Here is a 19935-nt window from a genome sequence, read left to right on the forward strand (position 1 = left end):
TCATATTTCCGCAGCGAAGAGGAGACGAAACTCGGTGGCTGAGCACGAAAGTGTGTGGAGCGACCTCCAGGGAGTCGCGTTCTCCCAGGGCTATCTCGACGCCGGGGGAGCCCGCACGCGCTACCTGCACGCCGGGGACATCGACAAGCCGGCACTTGTTCTCCTGCACGGGTCCGGCGGTCACGCTGAGGCTTACGTCCGCAACCTGGAGGCCCACGCCGAGCACTTCTCCACCTGGTCGATCGACATGCTGGGGCACGGCTACACCGACAAACCCGGCCATCCGCTCGAGATCCGGCACTACGTCGAGCATCTGCTGGCGTTCCTCGACGCCATCGACGCCGCCAGGGCCCACATCAGCGGCGAATCGCTGGGCGGCTGGGTCGCGGCCCGGCTGGCCGCCGATCACGGCGAACGCGTCGAGCGGCTGGTGCTCAACACCGCAGGCGGCTCCCAGGCCGATCCCGAGGTGATGAAGCGCATCGTCACGCTGTCCATGGCGGCGGCCGAGGACCCCAGCTGGGAGACCGTGCAGGCCCGCATCACGTGGTTGATGGCCGACAAGACCAAGGGGTACGACGACATCGTCGCCAGCCGCCAACGGGTCTACCGCCAACCGGGTTTCGTGTCCGCGATGCGCGACATCATGGCGTTGCAGGATCCCGAGATCCGCGCCCGCAACCTCCTCGGCCCCGCCGAGTACGGCGCGATCACCGCGCCGACGCTGGTGGTCTGGACCAGCGACGACCCGACCGCCGACGTGGCGGAGGGCCGCCGGATCGCGTCGATGATCCCCGGCGCCCGCTTCGAGGTGATGCCCGGCTGCGGGCACTGGCCGCAGTACGAGGACCCCAAGACCTTCAACCGGTTACACATCGACTTCCTGCTGGGCCGCTGATGACCGGCATCGCGGAGCAGGGCGCCACGGACACCGACGTCGTGATCGTCGGCGCCGGCCCGGTGGGCCTGACGCTGGCCAACATCCTCGGACTGCAGGGCGTTCGCACCGTGGTCGTCGAGGAGCGGGCGACGCTCATCGACTATCCGCGCGGCGTCGGGCTCGACGACGAGGCGTTGCGGACCTTTCAGGGCATCGGCCTGGTCGACAAGATCCTGCCGCACACCGTGCCCAACCAGATCCTGCGGTTCTTCGACGGCAACCGCAGGTTGCTCGCCGAGATGGCCCCGCCCGACGCCCGCTTCGGCTGGCCCAAGCGCAACGGCTTCGTCCAGCCGATGGTGGACGCCGAACTGCACGCCGGATTGTCCCGATTCCCGCACGTCGAGGTGCGATGGGGGCGGAAGATGCTGGCGTGCAACGAAACCACGGACGGGGTGACCGTGCGGCTGGAGGGTGACTCCACGCCTGTGCGCGCCCGCTACGTGGTCGGCTGTGACGGTGGGCGCAGTGCGACGCGCCGCCTGATGGGCGTGTCGTTCGACGGCACCACCTCACCGACGCGGTGGCTGGTCGTCGACATCGCCAACGATCCACTCGGCCACCCCAACAGCGAGGTGGGGGCCGATCCGGCGCGACCGTACGCCTCGATATCGATTGCCCACGGAATCCGCCGGTTCGAGTTCATGATCCACGCCGACGAGACCGACGAACAAGCCGAGGACCCGGCGTTCATCCACCGGATGCTGGGGCTGCTGGTGCCCCATCCCGAACGCGTCGAGGTGATCCGGCACCGGCTCTACACCCACCACTCGCGGATCGCCGGCGCCTTCCGCAAGGGCCGGATGTTCCTGGCCGGCGATGCGGCCCACCTGATGCCGGTGTGGCAGGGCCAGGGCTACAACAGCGGCATCCGCGACGCCGCCAACCTCGGATGGAAACTCGCCGCGGTGGTCAACGGCCGCGCCGGTGACGCCCTGCTCGACACCTACGACATGGAACGCCGCAAGCACGCCAGGGCGATGATCGACCTGTCCACGATGGTGGGCCGCGTCATCTCTCCGACCAATCGACGCGTCGCGGCGATGCGGGACAGGCTGATTCGTGGCGCATCGGTGGTGCCGTCGCTCAAGCGCTACGTGCTGGAGATGCGGTTCAAGCCGATGCCCCGCTACGAACAGGGCGCGGTGTTCCATCCGCAGGCGCCGACGGCGACCTCGCCGACCGGCACGCTGTTCGTCCAGCCCCGCGTCGACACCCGCGACCAGCAGAACGTCCTGCTCGACGAGGTGCTCGGTACCGGCTTCGCGGTGCTGTGCTGGAACAACAACCCCCGCGCACTGCTGGGTGACGAGACCTTCGACCGGTGGAAAGCGCTGGGCGCGAGGTTCATCGCGGCGCGTCCGTCGACCCAGTTGCACTGGACCGGTCACGACGACCCAAACGTCGTCGTGGTCGGCGACCGCACCGGGGCGCTCAAGGGATGGTTCGACGCGCACAGCGAATCGGTCCTGTTCCTGCGCCCCGATCGCTGCATCGCCGGCGCCTGCATCGCCCAGCTGGCCCCCGAAGTGAGCACCGCACTGTTCGGTGTGCTCCATCTGACCCAGGGAGGAGGCAATGGTCACCATGGCGCAGATCGCCCTGTGCTGCATGTCGCACAGTCCGCTACTGAACCTTCCGGGACCGTCGCGGGAACTCCTTGACGACATCGACGCGGCGCTCGCGGGCGCCCGTGACTTCGTCGCGGATTTCGACCCCGAACTGGTGGTCACCTTCTCGCCGGACCACTACAACGGGTTCTTCTACAAGGTCATGCCGCCGTTCTGCGTCGGCACCGCCGCCCAGGGCGTCGGCGACTACGGCACGTACGCCGGTCCACTCGACGTGCCGAAGGCACTGGCCGACGAATTGGCCACGGCGGTACTGGAAGCCGGTGTGGACGTCGCGATCTCGGCGAGCATGGACGTCGACCACGGCACCGTGCAGCCACTGGAAAAGCTCTTCGGCGACGCGACGGCCCGGCCGGTCATCCCGGTGTTCATCAACTCCGTCGCCACCCCGCTGGGTCCGCTGCGCCGCTCCCGGTCGCTGGGGGAGGCGGTGGGCGGCTACCTCGCGACGCTCGACAAGCGCGTGCTGGTGATCGGGTCGGGCGGGTTGTCGCACGACCCGCCGGTTCCCACGCTGGCGACCGCGCCGCCCGCGGCGCTCGACCGCATCGTGCACGGCGCCCCGATGAGCGCCGAGGCGCGGCTGGCCCGGCAGTCCGCGGTCATCGACGCGGCCCACGCATTCGCCCACGGAGACAGCCCGCTGCAGCCGCTGAACCCGGCGTGGGACGCCACGTTCCTGGAGATCCTCGACGAGGGCCGGCGCTCGGACCTCGACGGGTGGTCGAACGCCTTCATCGCTCGCGAGGGCGGCAACTCGGCGCACGAGATCCGCACGTGGGTGGCGGCTTTCGCGGCGCTCGCGGCGGGCGGCCAGTACCGCACGCAGCAGCGGTTCTACCGCGCCGCGCCGGAGCTGATCGCCGGGTTCGCGATCCGGACGGCGGTACCGGCGTGAACTTCGACAGGCAGGTCGACGTGCTGGTGGTCGGATCCGGCGGCGGCGGGATGACGGCCGCGCTGACCGCCCACTCCTGTGGACTCGACACCCTGGTGGTCGAGAAGTCCGCGCACTTCGGCGGATCCACCGCGCTGTCGGGCGGCGGCATCTGGGTACCGGGCGCGCCGTCGCAGCGCAAAGCCGGGTACACGCCGGACCCCGACGGCGTCTTCGACTACCTCAAACAGATCACTGGCGGGCTGGTCACCGATGCCCGGCTGCGCACCTATGTCGACGCCGCGCCGCAGATGATGGAGTTCCTCGAGGACCTCAGCCCGTGGTTCGAATTCGTCTGGAAACCCGGCTATGCCGACTACTACCCGGAGCTGCCGGGCGGATCGGAACTCGGCAGCACGATCAATGTGCCCGCCATCGACCTGCGCAGGCTCGGTGACGAGGAGCAGAACCTGCTGCAGCCGCTGGCGCTCGCGCCGAAGGGGATCTGGTTCGCGCCCAAGGACCTGCGCCTCTTCTATCAGGTGCGGCAGAACTGGCGCGGTAAGGCGGTGCTGGTCAAACTCATCTGGCGGATGGTGCGGGCACGGGTGTTCGGCGACCGCATGGCCGCCATCGGCCAGTCACTGGCCGCGCGGATGCGCCTGGCGATGAAGCAGCAGGACATCCCGCTGTGGCTCGACGCGCCGATGACCGAACTGATCACCGGGCCCGACGGCGACGTGGTCGGCGCCGTCGTCGAGAAGGACGGACGCGCGCTCCGTATCGGCGCGCGCCGCGGCGTCATCCTGGCCGCGGGCGGTTTCGACCACGACATGGCCTGGCGCAGGCAACACCTCCCGGTCCTGGAGAAGGACTGGAGCTTCGGCAACCCGGCCAATGTCGGCGACGGTATCCGGGCCGGAGAAAAAGTCGGCGCAGCAAGCGAACTGCTCGACGAGGCCTGGTGGTTCCCGGCTATCTGCTGGCCGGACGGCCGGCTGCAGTTCATGCTCAACGAACGCATGATGCCGGCCCAGTTCGTGGTCAACGGCGACGGTGAGCGCTTCATCAACGAGGCGGCGCCGTACATGGACTTCGCGCACGCGATGATCGACGGCCAGAAGACCGGGGTCACCCACATCCCGTGCTGGCTGATCACCGACATCCGCTCGTTCCACCGGTACGTCGTCGCCGGGCACCTGCCCATCCCGAAGGTCCCGTTCGCCCCCGTGCCCACCGGCTGGAAAGTGCCCAAGGCGTGGCTGGATTCCGGGGTGGTCAAGGAGGCCCACTCCTGGGAGGAGCTGGCGGAGAAGATCGGCGTGCCACCCGAGCGGCTGCGCCGCACCGCCGAGCGCTTCAACGAACTCGCGCACAAGGGTCACGACGACGACTTCAACCGCGGCGACAGCGCGTACGACAACTACTACGGCGATCCCACGCTGCCCAACCCCAACCTGCACCCGCTGGGGAAGCCGCCCTACTACGCGTTCCAGATCATCCTCGGTGACCTCGGCACCTCGGGCGGGCTGCGCACCGACGAGCACGCCCGGGTCCTGCGCGACGACGATTCGCCGATACCCGGTCTGTATGCGGTGGGCAACAACTCCGCCGCGGTGATGGGGCGCAGCTACGCCGGGGCGGGCGCGACCATCGGCCCCGCCATGACCTTCGGCTATGTCGCCGCCAAACACCTTGCCGCACAGCCGGCGTCGCGCGACGCCGACCGGACCGACCAGCACGCTCAACCCAGTCCAGGGCCGACCCCCATCGGAGGTAGCACATGAAAATCTCGCTGTTCTACGAATTCCCGCTGCCGCGGCCGTGGTCGGAGGACGACGAGCACCAGTTGTTCCAGCACGGGCTGGACGAGGTGGAACTCGCCGACAAGGCCGGGTTCTCCACCGTGTGGCTCACCGAGCACCACTTCCTGGAGGAGTACTGCCACTCGACCGCGCCGGAGATGTTCCTGGCGGCGGCCAGCCAGCGCACCAAGAACATCCGCCTCGGCTTCGGCGTCATGCACCTGCCGCCACCGATCAACCATCCCGCCCGCATCGCCGAACGGGTCGCGACCCTGGACCACCTGTCCAACGGCCGTGTGGAGTTCGGCACCGGAGAGGGCTCGTCGGTCGCCGAACTCGGCGGGTTCAACATCGATCCCGCCGACAAGCGCACCATGTGGGAGGAGGCCCTCGAGGTCTCGATCCGCTGCATGACCGAGGCGCCGTTCACCGGGTTCAAGGGCGAGCATGTCGAGATGGCGGCGCGCAACGTGATCCCCAAACCGCTGCAGCAGCCGCATCCGCCCGTCTGGGTGGCCTGTACGCGGCCCTCCTCGGTACAGATGGCCGCCCAGAAGGCCATCGGCGCACTGAGTTTCGCCTACACCGGTCCCGAGGCGCTCAAGGACCGCGTGGACGGCTACTACAGGGAGTTCGAGGAGAAGGGCACGCCGGTCACGCCGGCCATCAACCCGAACCTGCTGGCGATCGGCGGTGACCTGTCGATGATGGTGGCCAAGACCGACGAGGAGGCGCTCAACCGCCTGGGCATCGGCGGCGGCTTCTTCTCGTTCGGGATCATGCACTACTACCTCACCGGTATGCACACCCCGGGACGCACAGGCGTGTGGGAGCTCTACGAGAAGGCGGTCAAGGAGGATCCGACGCTGGCGTACGGCCCCGGCCGCGGTGCGATCGGCTCACCCGACACGGTGCGCGAGTTCCTGCGCGGCTACGAAGCCAGCGGCGTCGACGAGATCATCCTGCTGCTCAACCCGCGCAGCCACGAGGGCACGATGGAGTCGATCGAGCTTATGGGCAAAGAGATCCTGCCGGAGTTCATCGAGCGTGACGAGAAGGCGGTCAAAGACAAGGCCAAACGCCTGGAACCGGTCATCGACAAGGTCGAGGCGCGTCGTCAGCCGTCAGAGGCCCCACTGTTCGACGAGACGTACTCGTTCGGCGGGCTGCCCACCGGCCGCGGCGGCAAGTTCACCGCGGGGGAGATCCCCGAGGCGATGGCCGAGATCAACGAAGGTCGCGTGAAGGCCGCCGAACAGGAGAAGCAGGCCAGGGCGGTCAAGGAAGCGTCGGGCTAGGCCGACGCACGTGGGTGGAATCGACGAACTGTGGCGCTACGACGGTAGGCGCGTCGTCGTCACCGGGTGCGCATCCGGTATCGGCGCGCACCTCGTGCGGCAGCTGAACGACCTCGGCGCGCAGGTGGTGGGACTCGACATGCGGCGTCCCGCGGTCGATCTCGACGAGTTCGTCGAAATGGACCTGTCCGACGAGGCGTCGGTCGACCATGCGGTGGCGGCGCTCGGCGGCGACGTCGACGTGCTGTTCAACGTGGCCGGGGTGTCCTCGGGCATCGGGGACCCACCACTGGTGGTGCGGATCAACTTCCTCGGCACCCGGCACTTCACCGAGTCCGTCCTGCCCCGGATGCGGCCGGGGTCGTCGATCGTCAGCGTGTCCTCGCTCGCGGCCGCGTCCTATCTGGACAACGCGCAACGCACCGCCGGGCTGGTGCGCACAGCCACGGTGGATGATGGAATCGCCTGGTGCGCAGACCATTCCGAGGAGCTCGCCGACGGCGGGTACCGGCTGGCCAAGGAGGCGCTGATCCTCTACACCATGTGCAGCGCCGGACCGCTCGGTGCCCGCGGCATCCGCATCAACTGCACCGGGCCCGGCGTCACCGAGACGCCGATCCTCGATCAGCTGCGCACCGCCTACGGGCCGGCGTTCCTCGACGACATCCCCAAACCGCTGGGGCGCGTGTCGGATCCGGAGGAGCAGGCCGCCGTCCTGCTCTTCCTCGGCAGTGATGCCGCCAGTTACATCACCGGCCAGGTCATCTGGGTCGACGGTGGAAACCTCGCCGGCCGGGTGGCCGCGAGCCTGGAAGGAGAGTGACGTGGCCACACTCGACGAGTTCCGCCGCACGGGCGACGCCCTCCGGAACTGGGGTCGCTGGGGCGAATTCGACGAACTGGGCACGCTGAACTTCATCACCGCCGACAAGGTGGCCGAGGGGGCGGGCCTGGTCCGGCACGGCAAGGTGTTTCCGCTCGGCGTCGATTTCGGCTCCTCGGGTCCGCAGGGCGCGTTCCAGTACCGGCCCAACCCGATGCACGTGATGACCGTCGACGGCGGCGACGCCAACACCCTGGTGCAGTACGGCCCGCAATGGCTGAAGAACACCGTCGCCCAGCAACTCGCCGGCTATTTCGTCGACAACCCGTTCCGCTTCAACGACGACATGATCATCATGCCGCTGCAGGCCGCGACGCAGTGGGATGCGCTGTCGCACGTGTACTACGACGGCAAGCTCTACAACGGATTCCCGGCCGACTCGGTCACCAGCCAGGGGGCGTTCCACTGCGGTATCGACAAAGTCGACAGCAAGGGCATCACCTCGCGTGGTGTGCTGCTCGACCTGGTGCGCCACCGCGGGGCCCAGGTGTTCCTCGAACACGGCGAGCCGATCACCCCCGACGAACTCGACGAGGTGGCGCGCGCCCAGGGTGTCGCGGTGGGCAGCGGGGACATCGTGCTGATCCGTACCGGATGGTGGGACCGGTTCCTGGAGGCCGGCGACGGCACCGAACCGTACGCCGGGCTGGACTGGCACTGCGCGTCGTGGCTGCACGAGCGTGAGGTGGCCGCGATCGCCGCCGACAACCTGATGGTCGAGGACCCGGTATCCGGTGTGGAGGGCACGATCCTGCCGCTGCACATGCTGTGCCTGCGCGACATGGGCCTGATGCTCGGTGAGTATTGGGATCTCGGCGCGCTGGCGGCCGACTGCGCGGCCGACGGAGTCTACGAATTCCAGCTCGTCGCACCGCCGCTGCGGGTCACCGGCGCGGTGGGCGCGCCGCTGAACCCGATCGCGCTCAAATGACCGCGCCAGGCGAGGCGCCGCTGGTCGTCGGGCTCGGGGGCACCTTGCGCGCGGACTCGTCGACCGAGCGGGCGGTGCGGTACTGCCTGGAGGCCGTCGAACGCCAGGGGGGCCGGACCCGGATGTTCGCCGGACCCGACCTCGATCTGCCGATGTACGCACCACACCGACTCGAGCGCACCCCGGGGGCACTGCAACTCGTTGCCGCCCTGCGGGACGCCGATGCGGTCGTGGTCGGCTCGCCCGGCTACCACGGCGCGATCTCGGGGCTGGTGAAGAACGCGCTGGACTACATCGAGGATCTACGCGAGGACCCGCGGGTGTATCTCGACGACACCCCGTGGGGCTGTATCAGTTGTGCGTACGGGTGGCAGGCCGCGGTGAACACGCTCGGCCAGCTGCGCTCGATCGGCCATGCGCTGCGGGCCTGGCCGACGCCGCTGGGCGTCGCGATCAACTCGGCCGACGCGATCTGGGACGACGGCGGTGAACTCGTCGACGAGCCGGTGCGCAACCAGCTCGACCTCTTGGCGAATCAGGTGCTCACCTTTGCCGCAGCGCACCGGACGGCGAAGTAGAAATCGATCGGAGCGCGCGTACGCCGCCGCCGATCCTCTTGCCGATCCGAACCGGCCGCCGGCCGGGACGTCGCTGGATCGGCGCGTGTCGGCCGGCGTTGGTTCAGCGCGTCCGCGACATGCTGCGACCGGGTCACCTTCTGGTGCCCCAACTGCCAACGCCAGACCTCGGCCGCATGATCAACGCGGCGACGTGGTAGATGCACCGCGTCTGTGCGCGATTGGCATACCCGTGCGGGATGTCGGCGGCGAAGTACACCGAATCGCCTGCCGAGAGGGTGATTTCGCGCTCACCGAGCGTCATCGTCAAGGTGCCGGACTGAACCGCGACGAACTCGTGTGAACCGGGTGCGTAAGCGGGATACATGCCCGCGTCGCAAGAGGGCGGCAGGACGCTGCGTACCCACTCGAAGTTCACTCCCGGCACGACCGGGGTGAGAATCGTGCGCTGCCACCCGCCGGTTTCGTCCACCCGGTCCTGGTCGGCAGCGCGGCGCACGATGATTCGTTCGTCGTCCGGCTCGGCGACCAGGCCGGCCAGCGTGACGTCGAGGCCGCCTGCGATCCGGTCGAGCACCACGACGGTCGGCGCCTTGTCACCGCGCTCCACCGAAGAGAGCATGCTGACACTGACCTCCGAGCGGTCAGCCAACTCCCGCAGCGTGAGCCCGCGTTCACACCGCAACGACTGGATCCGCTGGCCGAGGGACTCGAGATTCATATACACTATAGTAGTGTCTGATTTCGCTATAGCGAACACTTCGCCGGATCAGCTGGCCGCTATCGGCGATATCTACGCACATCACGTTCGCACCGGCGTTGCGACGTTCGAACTGACGCCGCCCGACCCGGCCGAGTGGGATCGCCGGTATGAGGCGGTGCTCGAAAAGGGGCTTCCGTTCCTCACCGCAACCATGGACGGCAAGGTCGCCGGGTACGCCTACTGCGCGCCGTGGAAGCCGCGGTGTGCATACCAGTCCACGGTCGAGGACTCGATCTACCTCGCACCGCACGCGGTCGGGCGCGGTGTCGGGGGCAGACTGCTGGACGAGCTGCTGGACCGCTGCGCCGCCGTCGGAATCCGCGAGGTCATCGCCGTCATAGCCGATGCCGACGCGTCCGCATCCCTTGCGCTGCACCGAAACCGTGGCTTCCTCGATGCGGGACGACTGCGTGCGGTCGGCTTCAAACACGGCCGGTGGCTGGACACCCTGCTACTCCAGCGGAGCCTGCGCGACACATGATCGCTCGCCCCTACTACGGCTGGCTGATGGTCGGTGGTCTCGGCCTGACCGAGCTGGTGTCGTGGGGCGTGCTGATCTACGCATTCTCTGTGTTGGTGGTCCCGATGCGCGCCGAATTGGGTTGGTCCCTGGCTGAACTCAACGCCGCGTACACAACCGGGGTGGTGCTTTCCGGGTTGCTCGCACTCCCGGTCGGACGGCTGCTCCACACGCACGGCGCGCGCGGGGTCATGACGGCCGGCAGCGTTGCCACCGTCGTCATGCTGCTGCTCTGGTCAACCGTCGATTCGTTATGGGTGTTCTTCTGCGTCTTCGTCATCGGCGGCGTGGCCATGGCGACCACGCTGTACGAGCCGGCGTTCGCAGTCACCACGGCGTGGTTCGACCGGGACCGGCCTCGAGCAGTGCTGGTGCTCACCATCTTCGGCGGGCTCGCGAGCGTGGTCTTCGTACCGCTGACCGGCGCCCTGGTCGCCTGGGCCGGCTGGCGCGAGGCGGTGGTGGTGCTGGCCGTGATCGCAGGAGGCATCGGATTGCCGGTGCACGCGATGCTGGTGCGACGCCGCCCGGCCGACCTCGGCATGTATCCCGACGGTACGCACGATCCGCCGCGCCAACCGCAGCACTACGCCGACGTGTCCACGCGCTCCGTACTGCGCACCGCGTCGTTTCGATGGCTCACCGTCTGCATGGTGCTCAGCACGGCCGCGAAGTTCGCGGTGAGCGTGGTTCTGGTCGCCTACCTGACGTCCCGTGGCTACTCGCTGTCGAGGGCGTCGCTCGCGGCGGGTGGGGTCGGACTGTTTCAGGTTGGCGGTCGGCTGGTCGTGACGGCACTGCGCAACCGGGTGCCGCAATACCTTTCCACCGCCGGCATCTTCGTCTGCCAAGGAGCAGCGCTGGCAGTACTCCTGTGGGCCACCGGAACCGGCACTGCCGACACGGCGGTCACCGCCGCCTTCGTGGTGGTGTTCGGCCTCGGGTACGGACTCGAGGCGTTGTTGCGCGGCACGCTGGTAGCCGCCTACTACGGCGACGCGAACTACCCGCGTATCAATGGTGTGCTCGGCGCGTACGTCACCGGGGCGCGAGCCGTGGGTCCGTTGTTGGCCGGCCTCGCCGTTACTGCGTTGAACGGGTACGAAGCGGTGTTTCTCGCTGCGGGTCTCATGTGCGCGGCCAGCGGCATCGTCCTTGTTCTCGCTGAGCGCAGCCGCCGCGTTGAAGTGACGAGGCACGTCGGCGGCGCGTAGCTGTTGGGCTGGTCCGCCACCGCCGTAGCCGACGCACTCGAGGACCTGCGCCGCACAGCTCCGAGTTAAGCACTTCGGTCATCGAGCATCTCCGAGAATGAGGTTCTCCAAAGGAGAAAGTGTCAGTATCGTAGGGCCGTGAGTTTTCAGCGCAAATCGGTCGCCGTCGACGGGCTGACCACCGGCTATCTCGAAGCCGGACAGGGCGATCCGGTGGTGCTGCTGCATGGCGGAGAATTCGGCGCCGGTGCGGAACTCGGCTGGGAGCGGGTGATCGACCAGCTCGCGCGGCGGCACCACGTGCTCGCCCCCGACATGCTCGGGTTCGGCCGATCGGCGAAGGTTGTCGACTTCACCGACGGCCGCGGGATGCGCATCCGCCACATCGCAAGGTTCTGCGAGGTCCTCGGCATCCGGTCGGCCCACTTCGTCGGCAACTCGATGGGAGCGATCAACCTACTCGTCGACGCGACGTCGGAGGCGCCGGTGCTTCCTGCCCGCAGCCTCGTGGCCCTCTGCGGCGGCGGGACAATCCAGCGCAACGAGCACGCGAACGCCCTCTACGACTACGACGCGACGCTCGACGGGATGCGCCGCATCGTCACCGCACTGTTCGCCGATCCGGCGTATCCGGCCGACGACGACTACGTCCGCCGTCGCTACGAATCGAGCATCGCTCCGGGAGCATGGGAGTCGTTGGCCGCAGCCCGCTTTCGTCGTCCCGGCCTCGAACCGCCACCACCCCCTTCGGCCAACCGGCCGTATGACCGCATCGCCGTGCCCGCCCTGATCGTCGAGGGCGAGCGCGACAAACTCCTGCCGCCGGGTTGGGCCGCCGACATCGCCGGCCAGATCGAAGGCGGACGGTCGGCCGTCACCGCGGCGGCCGGGCACTGCCCACAGATCGAACAGCCCACGGCCGTCACCGAGTTACTGCTCGAGTTCTTCGCCCACGTGCCCCAACGAAAGGTGCCCGCCTGATGACCAACGAGTTGCAAGGGCGAGTCGCGATCGTCACCGGCGGGGCATCGGGTATCGGTCGCGGCATCGTCGAACGGTTCGTCGCCGAGGGCGCGAACGTCGTCATCGCCGACGTCCAGGACGAACTCGGTGCCGCGCTCGCCGAGCGGTCCGGGCCGAACGCGGTGTTCCGCCACACCGACGTGGGGGACCAGGACCAGATGAGCGCGCTGGTGGACGCCACCGTCGAGCGGTTCGGCGCCCTGGACGTGATGGTCAACAACGCCGGGATCTCCAGCCCGCTGCGGCGGGGCCTGTTCAGCGAGGACCTGACCGAGTTCGACCGGGTGATGCGGGTCAACCTGCTCAGCGTCATGGCGGGCACCCGCGACGCGGGCCGGTACATGGCCGACCACGGCGGAGGCTCGATCATCAACCTCTCGTCGATCGGCGGAATCCAGGCCGGCGGCGGGGTTCCGGTGTACCGGGCGTCGAAGGCGGCGATCCTGCATTTCACCAAGTGCGCGGCCATCGAACTGGCGCACTACGAGATCCGGGTGAACTGCATTGCGCCCGGCAACATCCCGACACCCATCCTGCAGTCCTCGGCCACGGGACAGGACCGTGAGCGACTCGAACGGTTCGAGGCCAGGATTCGCGCGCAGATGCGCGACGACCGGCCACTCAAACGCGACGGCACGCCTGAAGACGTGGCAGAGGCGGCGCTGTACCTGGCCACCGAGCGCTCGCGGTATGTCACCGGCATCGTGCTGCCCGTCGAGGGGGGCACGACCGCAGGCAAGGTCATGGTCCGCAAGCCCAGCCCGGAGGAGAACGGCGCCCGCCAGTGACTTTAAATCAGTCGCTTGACTTACAATCGTCGGCCGAGTTGACTGTGAGCGTGACCACAGCAAGGACCGCGCGGGCTGAGCGTGCCAACAGCACCCAGGAGGCGATCCTGCGGGCCGCCGAACGGCTGTACGCCGAGCACGGCGTGTTCGCGGTCTCCAACCGCCAGGTCAGTGAGGCTGCGGGGCAGGGCAACAACGCCGCGGTCGGCTACCACTTCGGGACCAAGACCGACCTCGTGCGGGCCATCGAGTTCAAACACCGCGGCCCGATCGAACGGCTCCGTGAGAAGATGGTGGCCGATCTGGGGCCCGCCCCCGACATGCGTGACTGGGTGGCGTGCCTGGTCCGGCCGCTGACCGACCACCTCGCCGAACTCGGCAATCCCAGCTGGTACGCGCGGTTCGCCGCGCAGGTGATGACCGACCCCGCCTACCACAGCATGATCGTGCGCGACGCATTGTCGTCCCCGTCGCTGGTCGAGGTCATCAACGGCATCGGCGCCTGCCTGCCCGACCTGCCGCCCGACGTCCGCGCCGAGCGGAACATCATGGGCCGCAACCTGTTGATGCACAGCTGCGCCGAGCGCGAACGCGGCCTCGCCGAGGGCGCCGCGGTGCCGCGCGCCTCCTGGGCCGGCGCGGCCGCCGGCCTGATCGACGCGATCGTCGGTCTGTGGCAGGCACCTGTCACCGAGGTGCCCTGATGAGGATCACTGTCGACCAGGACAAGTGTGTCTCCTCCGGCCAGTGTGTGCTCAACGCCGCCGACGTGTTCGACCAGCGTGACGACGACGGCGTCGTCGAACTGCTCGTCGACCGCCCAGCCCCCGACCAGGAGGCGGACGTCCACCGGGCGGCCGCGGCCTGCCCAGCCCTTGCCATCCACCTCGAGGAGTGACCACGTGTCGGACACGTTGACCGGAACCACCGAAGTCTCCGCTGACGTCCCGGAGTATCCGATGGAACGCTCGGCGGCCTGCCCGTTCGCGCCGCCGCAGCAGATGCTCGACATGGGGGCGGTCAGACCGCTTTCGCGGGTGCGGATCTGGGACGGCAGCACTCCGTGGCTGATCACCGGTCACGCGGTCGCCCGCGAGTTGTTCGCCGACTCCCGGGTCAGTGTGGACGATCGCCGGTCGGGATTCCCGCACTGGAACGAGCACATGCTCTCGACGGTCAACAAGCGGCCGCGGTCGGTGTTCACCTCCGACGCCGAGGAGCACACCCGCTTCCGCCGGATGCTGTCGAAGCCGTTCACCTTCAAGCGGGTCGAGGGGCTGCGCCCGGTCATCCAGCAGGTCACCGACGAGTGCATCGACGAGATCCTCGCCGGCCCGCAGCCCGCCGATATGGTCGCCAAGCTGGCGCTGCCGGTACCCACCAGGGTGATCAGCGACATGCTCGGCGTCCCGTACGAGGACCACGAGTTCTTCCAGCACCACGCCAACGTCGGATTGGCGCGCTACGCGTCGGCCGCGGACGGTCAGAAGGGTGCGATGAGCCTGCACCAGTACCTGATCGACCTCGTCGAGAAGAAGAGGGAGAACCCGGCCGAGGATGCGGTCTCCGATCTCGCCGAGCGGGTCAACGCCGGTGAGATCAGTGTCAAGGAAGCCGCGCAGCTGGGCACCGGGCTGCTGATCGCCGGGCACGAGACCACCGCGAACATGATCGGCATCGGCGTCCTCGCGCTGATCGAGAACCCCGAACAGGCCGACTTCCTGCGGGACACCGACGATCCCAAGGCCATCGCCAACGCCGTCGAGGAGTTGATGCGGTACCTGTCGATCATCCAGAACGGGCAGCGCCGCGTCGCCGTCGAGGACATCGAGATCGCGGGGGAGACCATCCGCGCCGGCGAGGGCATCATCATCGACCTCGCCCCGGCGAACTGGGATGCCGCCGCCTATCCCGAACCCGAGAAGCTCGATCTGCGCCGCGACGCCGGCCAGCAGCTGGGGTTCGGATACGGCCGCCACCAGTGCGTCGGACAGCAACTCGCGCGCGCCGAACTGCAGATCGTCTTCCATACGTTGCTGCGGCGCATCCCGACGATGCGACTGGCCATCCCGTTCGAGGAGGTGCCGTTCAAACACGACCGCCTCGCCTACGGCGTCTACGAACTTCCCGTGACCTGGTAACAGGTTGTCCCACAGCCCGATTGGAGCGCCAAAGATGTCAGCACCAAGCACCACCCTCTATCCGCCCGAAGGGTTCGGTGCGCCCAAGCACCGCCACGGTCACTCCACCGGCCAGGTGACCGGGCTGCCTGAAGGCACCGAGATCTTCTCCGCCGACAACCACATCTCGGTCGCCGACGACATCTTCTACGACCGATTCCCCGAGGAGCTCAAGGGTGCGGCCCCGCGCATCTGGTACGAGGACGGCGCCTACATGGTCGGCATGAAGGGCAAGGCCTGGACCGGTGGTGATTTCGGCCGCGTGCTCATGCAGTACGACGATCTCGCCGGTGCGGCGTCGAACAACATCGAGGCGCGTATCCGCGAGCTCAAAGAGGACGGCATCGACAAGGAACTCGCCTTCCCGAACGCTGTACTTGCCCTTTTTCATTACCCCGACAAATCACTGCGCGAGAGGGTGTTCCGGATCTACAACGAGCACATCGCCGATCTGCAGGAGCGTTCGAACGGGCACTTCTACGGCGTCGGGCTGATCAACTGGTGGGACCCCAAGGGCACCCGGAGCACGCTGGAAGAGCTGAAGTCGCTGGGCCTCAAGACCTTTCTGCTGCCGCTGAACCCCGGCAAGGACGACGACGGCAACATCTACGACTACGGCAGCACCACCATGGACGCGGTGTGGGACGAGATCGAGCAGGCGGGCCTGCCGGTCAGCCACCACATCGGCGAGACCCCGCCCAAGACGCCGTGCCAGAACAACAGTGTCGTCGTCGGCATGATGGTCAACGTCGACTCGTTCCGCGAGCAGTTCGCCAAGTACGTCTTCTCCGGAATCCTCGACCGGCACCCGACGCTGAAGGTCGGCTGGTTCGAAGGCGGGATCGCCTGGGTGCCCACCGCTCTGCAGGACGCCGAGCACATGCTGGCCTCCTACCGGCACATGTTCAACCACGAACTGCAACACGATGTGCGCCACTACTGGGCCAACCACATGAGCGCGTCGTTCATGGTCGACCCGCTCGGCCTTGCGCTGATCGACCGCATCGGCGTCGACAACGTGATGTGGTCGAGCGACTACCCGCACAACGAGTCCACGTTCGGGTACTCGGAGAAGTCGCTGGCCACCGTCGTCGACGCGGTCGGCCCGGAGGACGCCGTCAAGATCGTGTCCACGAACGTGAAGAAGTTCCTGGGGATCGGATGACGACGTCTACTCAATCCGGCGTCACCCAGATCGCCCGGACCGGGTACACGTGGCTGGACATCCCCGCGGAGCCTGATTTCGCCCGGATGCGCGCAGAGGTCGGTGCGCGTCTGCACGCCGCGATGACCGAACAGGGTGTGGATGCGCTTGTCCTGCTGGGCAACGGCAACGTCATGTACGCCACCGGGATCAGCTGGCCGCTGGCCGACGCGGGCCTGTCCCATGTCGAGCGGCCGGTGGCGGTCGTGCTGGCCGACGACGAGCACCCGCACCTGTTCCTGCCCTTCCGCGAGGGCGCGGCCATGGAGTCGGGCCTGCCCGATGACCACCTGCACGGCCCGGTCTATCTCGAATTCGACGAGGGCGTCGGCGAATTCGCGAAGACCCTGGCCCGGCTGATCCCGGCCGGTGCGACGATCGCGACCGACGAGCTGACCGGGGCGATGCGGCGGGCCGGCACTGCGTTGTTTCCCAGCGCGCCGATCGATGCCGCCCCGGTGATCGGGGCGGCCAAGATCGTCAAGACGATCGACCAGATCGCGTGCATCCGGCGCGCCTGTCAGATCACCGAACAGGCCATCGCCGAGATCCAGCGGTCTCTCGCCCCCGGTGCGCGCCAGATCGACCTGTCCGCCGAATTCGTGCGCCGCACCTTCGAACTCGGCGCCACCACGAACATGTTCGACTCGATCTGGCAGGCCATGCCGACGTCGAAGGCCGAGGGCACCTGGACCACCACCGGTGATCTGGCGCTGCCCCTGCTGACGACCGAGCGCGAGCTGGCACAGGGAGACGTGCTGTGGACCGACGTGTCGATCGCCTACCACGGCTACTGCTCCGACCACGGCCGCACCTGGATCGTCGGTCAGGATCCGACACCGGCACAGCAGGCCCAGTTCGACAGATGGGCCGGGATCGTGGACGCCGTGCTCGCGGTGACCAGAGCCGGTGCCACCTGCGGCGACCTCGGGCGCGCGGCGACTGCGGCCGCCGGCGGGGAGAAGCCGTGGCTCCCGCACTTCTACCTGGGCCACGGCATCGGAACCAGCGCGGCCGAAATGCCGATGATCGGAACCGATCTCGGCCAGGAGTGGGACGACAACTTCGTCTTCCCGGCCGGGATGTTGCTGGTGTTCGAGCCGGTGGTCTGGGAGGACGGCACCGGCGGCTATCGCGGTGAGGAGATCGTGGTGGTGACCGAGGGCGGCTGGATGCCGCTGACTGCGTATCCGTACGACCCGTATGAGGTGTCCGGTGGGAACTGAGATCGAGGCGGACGGCCGGGCACTGCGTTACAGCCGCCGCGAGCGCGCGCTGGCGCAGATGGAGATCCACGACATCGACATCCTGGTGCTCGGCCGCCAGGCCAACGTCCGCTACATCTCCGGCGCCCCACAGCTGTGGGTGGTCGGCACCCGGCCGTTCGGGCCGATCTGCGAGTTCGTCCGCGCCACCGGTGAAATCCACCTCAACAGCACGTGGGACGAGGGCATCCCCGAGGAGATCCCGCACGAGAATCTGTACGGGTTCGCGTGGAACCCGATGACACTGGTCGGCATCCTGCAGAACATCAAGGGCGCCGACACCGCCCGGCGAGTCGGAACCGATGCGCTGACACCGACATTCGCCAAGTTGTTGCCCATGGCGTTCCCGAACGCGCAGCTGATCGACGCCGAGCCTGCCATGCAGGCCGCCCGCCGGATCAAGACGCCTGAAGAGATACTGGCTCTGCGGCGAGCGCTCGTCGTCGCTGAGGAAGGTCTGGCCGCGGGTGTCACCGCCCTCGGTCCGGGCACCACCGAGAACGCCCTCGCCGGCGCGGTGCTGGAGGCCGAGGCCGCAGGCGGGGTGAGTACCCCGGCGACCCAGGATGCCGCCTGGGTGACGTCGAAGGAGCATCCGTGGCGCCGCGCCGACGGTGACGGCACGGTGCGCGACGGTGACCTGGTGGCGCTGGCGGCCGGGGTGCTGGCCGACGGATACGTCGCCGAGGTCGCCCGCACGCTCTATGTCGGTGAGCCGACCGAGGCCGCCCGCGCGCTGTACCGGCGCCGAGATGAGCTGTGGGACAGACTGCTCGAGGCGTGCCGGCCCGGTACGGCCACAAGCGGGTTGCTGGACGCCTATCAGCGGGCCGGTGAGAACCTGCCGGCGATGCCGGTGGCGCACGGCCTCGGACTGGGTTTCGATCCGCCGGTGGTGTCACCGAGTCTGCGGGCGACCGCGCAGGCCGAACCCCTCGAAGAGGGCATGGTGCTCGCGGTCACCGCCTACGTGTGGGAGGAGGGTGTCGGTGCGGTGTTCACCCGGGATGCGGTCCTGATCACCCCCGACGGCGCCGAGGTGTTGTCGTCCGCCCCGGCTTACGGTGAGGCCGTTCATGGCTGACCGGCCGTCACCGGAAGAGATCATTCTCTACGCGAAGGACCCGAAGACCAAGATCGCGACGATCACCTTCAACCGGCCGGAGTTCCTCAACGCGCCGACGTCGGCGGCCCGGCTGCGCTACGCCGATCTGCTGCGCGCCGTCACCGTCGACAACGACGTCAAGGTGGTGGTGATCCGCGGCGTCGGCGCCAATCTCGGCAGCGGTGCGGACCTCCCGGAGTTCATGGAGGGCAACGACAACCCCAAGGCGCGGCTGGCCGAACTGCGGCTGGAGGACGACGGCGTGGGAGAGGTGACCTACCCGCCGAAGGGCTCGTTCCGCAACGGCGCGACGATCAGCGCCTGGTACGCCAACGTGGCCGCCGGCAACCGGCCGCTGCAGGAGTGCAAGAAGATCAGCATCGTCGAGGCCAAGGGCTACTGCTACGGCTGGCACTTCTACCAGGCCGCCGACGCCGACATCGTGATCTCCAGCGATGACGCCCTGTTCGGTCACCCGTCGTTCCGGTATTACGGCTGGGGACCGCGGATGTGGACCTGGGTGCAGATGATGGGACTGCGCAAGTTCCAGGAGATGGTGTTCACCGGGCGGCCGTTCACCGCCGAGGAGATGTACCAGTGCAATTTCCTCAACCGGGTGGTGCCGCGGGAGGACCTCGAGGCCGAGACCGCGAAGTACGCATCGGCGTGCGCACGAAACCGGCCGACCGACACCATCTTTCAGCAGAAGGTCTTCTTCGAGGTGTTCAAGCAGTACCAGGGTGAGTACATGGGCAGCCTGCTCAGCGCGTTCTTCGAATCGATGGGCGGCCAGATCCAGCACGACGAGGACGACATGGACATGCACGCGGCGATCGACAGCGGCCTGGCCGACGCGGTGAACGACAACGACGACAAGTTCCCGCCCGACTTCCGGCTGTCCAAGTCGAACCGCGCGAAGACGGACTAGCC

The 19935-nt window shown here is 68.0% G+C and carries 20 protein-coding genes; 19 read left to right on the forward strand and 1 reads right to left on the reverse strand.

The window, feature by feature from the left end:
• Positions 1-34: 34 nt before the first annotated feature.
• From G6N30_RS02370 to G6N30_RS02405, 8 genes are read left to right on the forward strand one after another with little or no spacing between them, the layout of a single operon-like run.
• Positions 35-898: an alpha/beta fold hydrolase gene (locus G6N30_RS02370; protein WP_134059534.1), complete on the forward strand. Its 864-nt coding sequence runs from the start codon at positions 35-37 to the stop codon at positions 896-898.
• Complete coding sequence (locus G6N30_RS02375) at positions 898-2604, forward strand: bifunctional 3-(3-hydroxy-phenyl)propionate/3-hydroxycinnamic acid hydroxylase (protein ID WP_134059537.1); 1707 nt, start codon at positions 898-900, stop codon at positions 2602-2604. Before G6N30_RS02370 ends, G6N30_RS02375 begins: the two co-directional genes overlap by 1 nt.
• Entirely contained in the window at positions 2552-3469 is a 918-nt protein-coding gene (locus G6N30_RS02380; protein ID WP_244964983.1) for a 3-carboxyethylcatechol 2,3-dioxygenase, read from the forward strand. Before G6N30_RS02375 ends, G6N30_RS02380 begins: the two co-directional genes overlap by 53 nt.
• A 50-nt stretch (positions 3470-3519) precedes the next feature.
• A complete protein-coding gene (locus G6N30_RS02385; protein WP_234880334.1) occupies positions 3520-5235 on the forward strand; it encodes an FAD-binding protein in 1716 nt (571 codons plus the stop codon).
• Positions 5232-6551 carry an LLM class flavin-dependent oxidoreductase gene (locus tag G6N30_RS02390; protein WP_134059542.1) on the forward strand — a complete coding sequence of 440 codons (1320 nt, stop codon included), beginning with the start codon at positions 5232-5234 and terminating at the stop codon, positions 6549-6551. Before G6N30_RS02385 ends, G6N30_RS02390 begins: the two co-directional genes overlap by 4 nt.
• A 10-nt stretch (positions 6552-6561) precedes the next feature.
• The gene (locus G6N30_RS02395; protein ID WP_134059545.1) at positions 6562-7374 is read left to right on the forward strand and encodes a coniferyl-alcohol dehydrogenase; all 813 of its coding nucleotides are present in this window, start codon (positions 6562-6564) and stop codon (positions 7372-7374) included.
• A 1-nt stretch (position 7375) separates the two neighbouring features.
• On the forward strand, positions 7376-8365 hold the full coding sequence (locus G6N30_RS02400; protein ID WP_134059548.1) for a cyclase family protein: 990 nt from the start codon (positions 7376-7378) through the stop codon (positions 8363-8365).
• Positions 8362-8943 (forward strand): NADPH-dependent FMN reductase, encoded by a 582-nt coding sequence (locus G6N30_RS02405; protein ID WP_134059551.1) that lies wholly within the window; start codon positions 8362-8364, stop codon positions 8941-8943. The genes G6N30_RS02400 and G6N30_RS02405 overlap by 4 nt, the downstream gene beginning before the upstream one ends.
• A gap of 133 nt (positions 8944-9076) precedes the next feature.
• Here G6N30_RS02405 and G6N30_RS02410 read toward each other — a convergent pair whose 3' ends face one another.
• Positions 9077-9664, reverse strand: a complete 588-nt coding sequence (locus G6N30_RS02410) for a helix-turn-helix domain-containing protein (RefSeq protein ID WP_134059554.1) — start codon at positions 9662-9664, stop codon at positions 9077-9079.
• Positions 9665-9677: 13 nt separating this feature from the next.
• Between G6N30_RS02410 and G6N30_RS02415 the strand changes: the two genes are divergently transcribed.
• From G6N30_RS02415 to G6N30_RS02465, 11 genes are all read left to right on the forward strand, one after another.
• Positions 9678-10187 (forward strand): GNAT family N-acetyltransferase, encoded by a 510-nt coding sequence (locus G6N30_RS02415; RefSeq protein WP_234880308.1) that lies wholly within the window; start codon positions 9678-9680, stop codon positions 10185-10187.
• A complete protein-coding gene (locus G6N30_RS02420; RefSeq protein WP_134059560.1) occupies positions 10184-11440 on the forward strand; it encodes an MFS transporter in 1257 nt (418 codons plus the stop codon). Before G6N30_RS02415 ends, G6N30_RS02420 begins: the two co-directional genes overlap by 4 nt.
• Positions 11441-11578: 138 nt before the next feature.
• The gene (locus G6N30_RS02425) at positions 11579-12421 is read left to right on the forward strand and encodes an alpha/beta fold hydrolase (RefSeq protein WP_134059563.1); all 843 of its coding nucleotides are present in this window, start codon (positions 11579-11581) and stop codon (positions 12419-12421) included.
• Positions 12421-13251, forward strand: a complete 831-nt coding sequence (locus G6N30_RS02430) for an SDR family NAD(P)-dependent oxidoreductase (RefSeq protein ID WP_134059566.1) — start codon at positions 12421-12423, stop codon at positions 13249-13251. The genes G6N30_RS02425 and G6N30_RS02430 overlap by 1 nt, the downstream gene beginning before the upstream one ends.
• Positions 13248-13955, forward strand: a complete 708-nt coding sequence (locus tag G6N30_RS02435; RefSeq protein WP_163687350.1) for a TetR/AcrR family transcriptional regulator — start codon at positions 13248-13250, stop codon at positions 13953-13955. The genes G6N30_RS02430 and G6N30_RS02435 overlap by 4 nt, the downstream gene beginning before the upstream one ends.
• Entirely contained in the window at positions 13955-14149 is a 195-nt protein-coding gene (locus G6N30_RS02440) for a ferredoxin (protein ID WP_134059572.1), read from the forward strand. Before G6N30_RS02435 ends, G6N30_RS02440 begins: the two co-directional genes overlap by 1 nt.
• Positions 14150-14153: 4 nt before the next feature.
• Positions 14154-15392 carry a cytochrome P450 gene (locus tag G6N30_RS02445; protein WP_134059575.1) on the forward strand — a complete coding sequence of 413 codons (1239 nt, stop codon included), beginning with the start codon at positions 14154-14156 and terminating at the stop codon, positions 15390-15392.
• Positions 15393-15426: 34 nt separating this feature from the next.
• Positions 15427-16596, forward strand: coding sequence for an amidohydrolase family protein (locus tag G6N30_RS02450; protein WP_134059579.1), 1170 nt, complete (start codon positions 15427-15429; stop codon positions 16594-16596).
• The gene (locus tag G6N30_RS02455; RefSeq protein WP_134059582.1) at positions 16593-17861 is read left to right on the forward strand and encodes a M24 family metallopeptidase; all 1269 of its coding nucleotides are present in this window, start codon (positions 16593-16595) and stop codon (positions 17859-17861) included. The genes G6N30_RS02450 and G6N30_RS02455 overlap by 4 nt, the downstream gene beginning before the upstream one ends.
• Positions 17851-18984 carry a M24 family metallopeptidase gene (locus G6N30_RS02460; protein ID WP_134059585.1) on the forward strand — a complete coding sequence of 378 codons (1134 nt, stop codon included), beginning with the start codon at positions 17851-17853 and terminating at the stop codon, positions 18982-18984. Before G6N30_RS02455 ends, G6N30_RS02460 begins: the two co-directional genes overlap by 11 nt.
• Positions 18977-19933: an enoyl-CoA hydratase/isomerase family protein gene (locus tag G6N30_RS02465; protein ID WP_134059587.1), complete on the forward strand. Its 957-nt coding sequence runs from the start codon at positions 18977-18979 to the stop codon at positions 19931-19933. The genes G6N30_RS02460 and G6N30_RS02465 overlap by 8 nt, the downstream gene beginning before the upstream one ends.
• Positions 19934-19935 lie beyond the last annotated feature (2 nt).

The organism is Mycolicibacterium litorale (assembly GCF_010731695.1).
Classification (GTDB): domain Bacteria; phylum Actinomycetota; class Actinomycetes; order Mycobacteriales; family Mycobacteriaceae; genus Mycobacterium; species Mycobacterium litorale.

Coding starts and splice junctions, on each gene's coding strand:
- G6N30_RS02375 (WP_134059537.1), top strand. CDS start 898: ATGACCGGCATCGCGGAGCAGGGCGCCACGGACACCGACGTCGTGATC.
- G6N30_RS02380 (WP_244964983.1), top strand. CDS start 2,552: ATGTCGCACAGTCCGCTACTGAACCTTCCGGGACCGTCGCGGGAACTC.
- G6N30_RS02385 (WP_234880334.1), top strand. CDS start 3,520: ATGACGGCCGCGCTGACCGCCCACTCCTGTGGACTCGACACCCTGGTG.
- G6N30_RS02390 (WP_134059542.1), top strand. CDS start 5,232: ATGAAAATCTCGCTGTTCTACGAATTCCCGCTGCCGCGGCCGTGGTCG.
- G6N30_RS02405 (WP_134059551.1), top strand. CDS start 8,362: ATGACCGCGCCAGGCGAGGCGCCGCTGGTCGTCGGGCTCGGGGGCACC.
- G6N30_RS02410 (WP_134059554.1), bottom strand. CDS start 9,664: ATGAATCTCGAGTCCCTCGGCCAGCGGATCCAGTCGTTGCGGTGTGAA.
- G6N30_RS02420 (WP_134059560.1), top strand. CDS start 10,184: ATGATCGCTCGCCCCTACTACGGCTGGCTGATGGTCGGTGGTCTCGGC.
- G6N30_RS02430 (WP_134059566.1), top strand. CDS start 12,421: ATGACCAACGAGTTGCAAGGGCGAGTCGCGATCGTCACCGGCGGGGCA.
- G6N30_RS02440 (WP_134059572.1), top strand. CDS start 13,955: ATGAGGATCACTGTCGACCAGGACAAGTGTGTCTCCTCCGGCCAGTGT.
- G6N30_RS02450 (WP_134059579.1), top strand. CDS start 15,427: ATGTCAGCACCAAGCACCACCCTCTATCCGCCCGAAGGGTTCGGTGCG.
- G6N30_RS02455 (WP_134059582.1), top strand. CDS start 16,593: ATGACGACGTCTACTCAATCCGGCGTCACCCAGATCGCCCGGACCGGG.
- G6N30_RS02465 (WP_134059587.1), top strand. CDS start 18,977: ATGGCTGACCGGCCGTCACCGGAAGAGATCATTCTCTACGCGAAGGAC.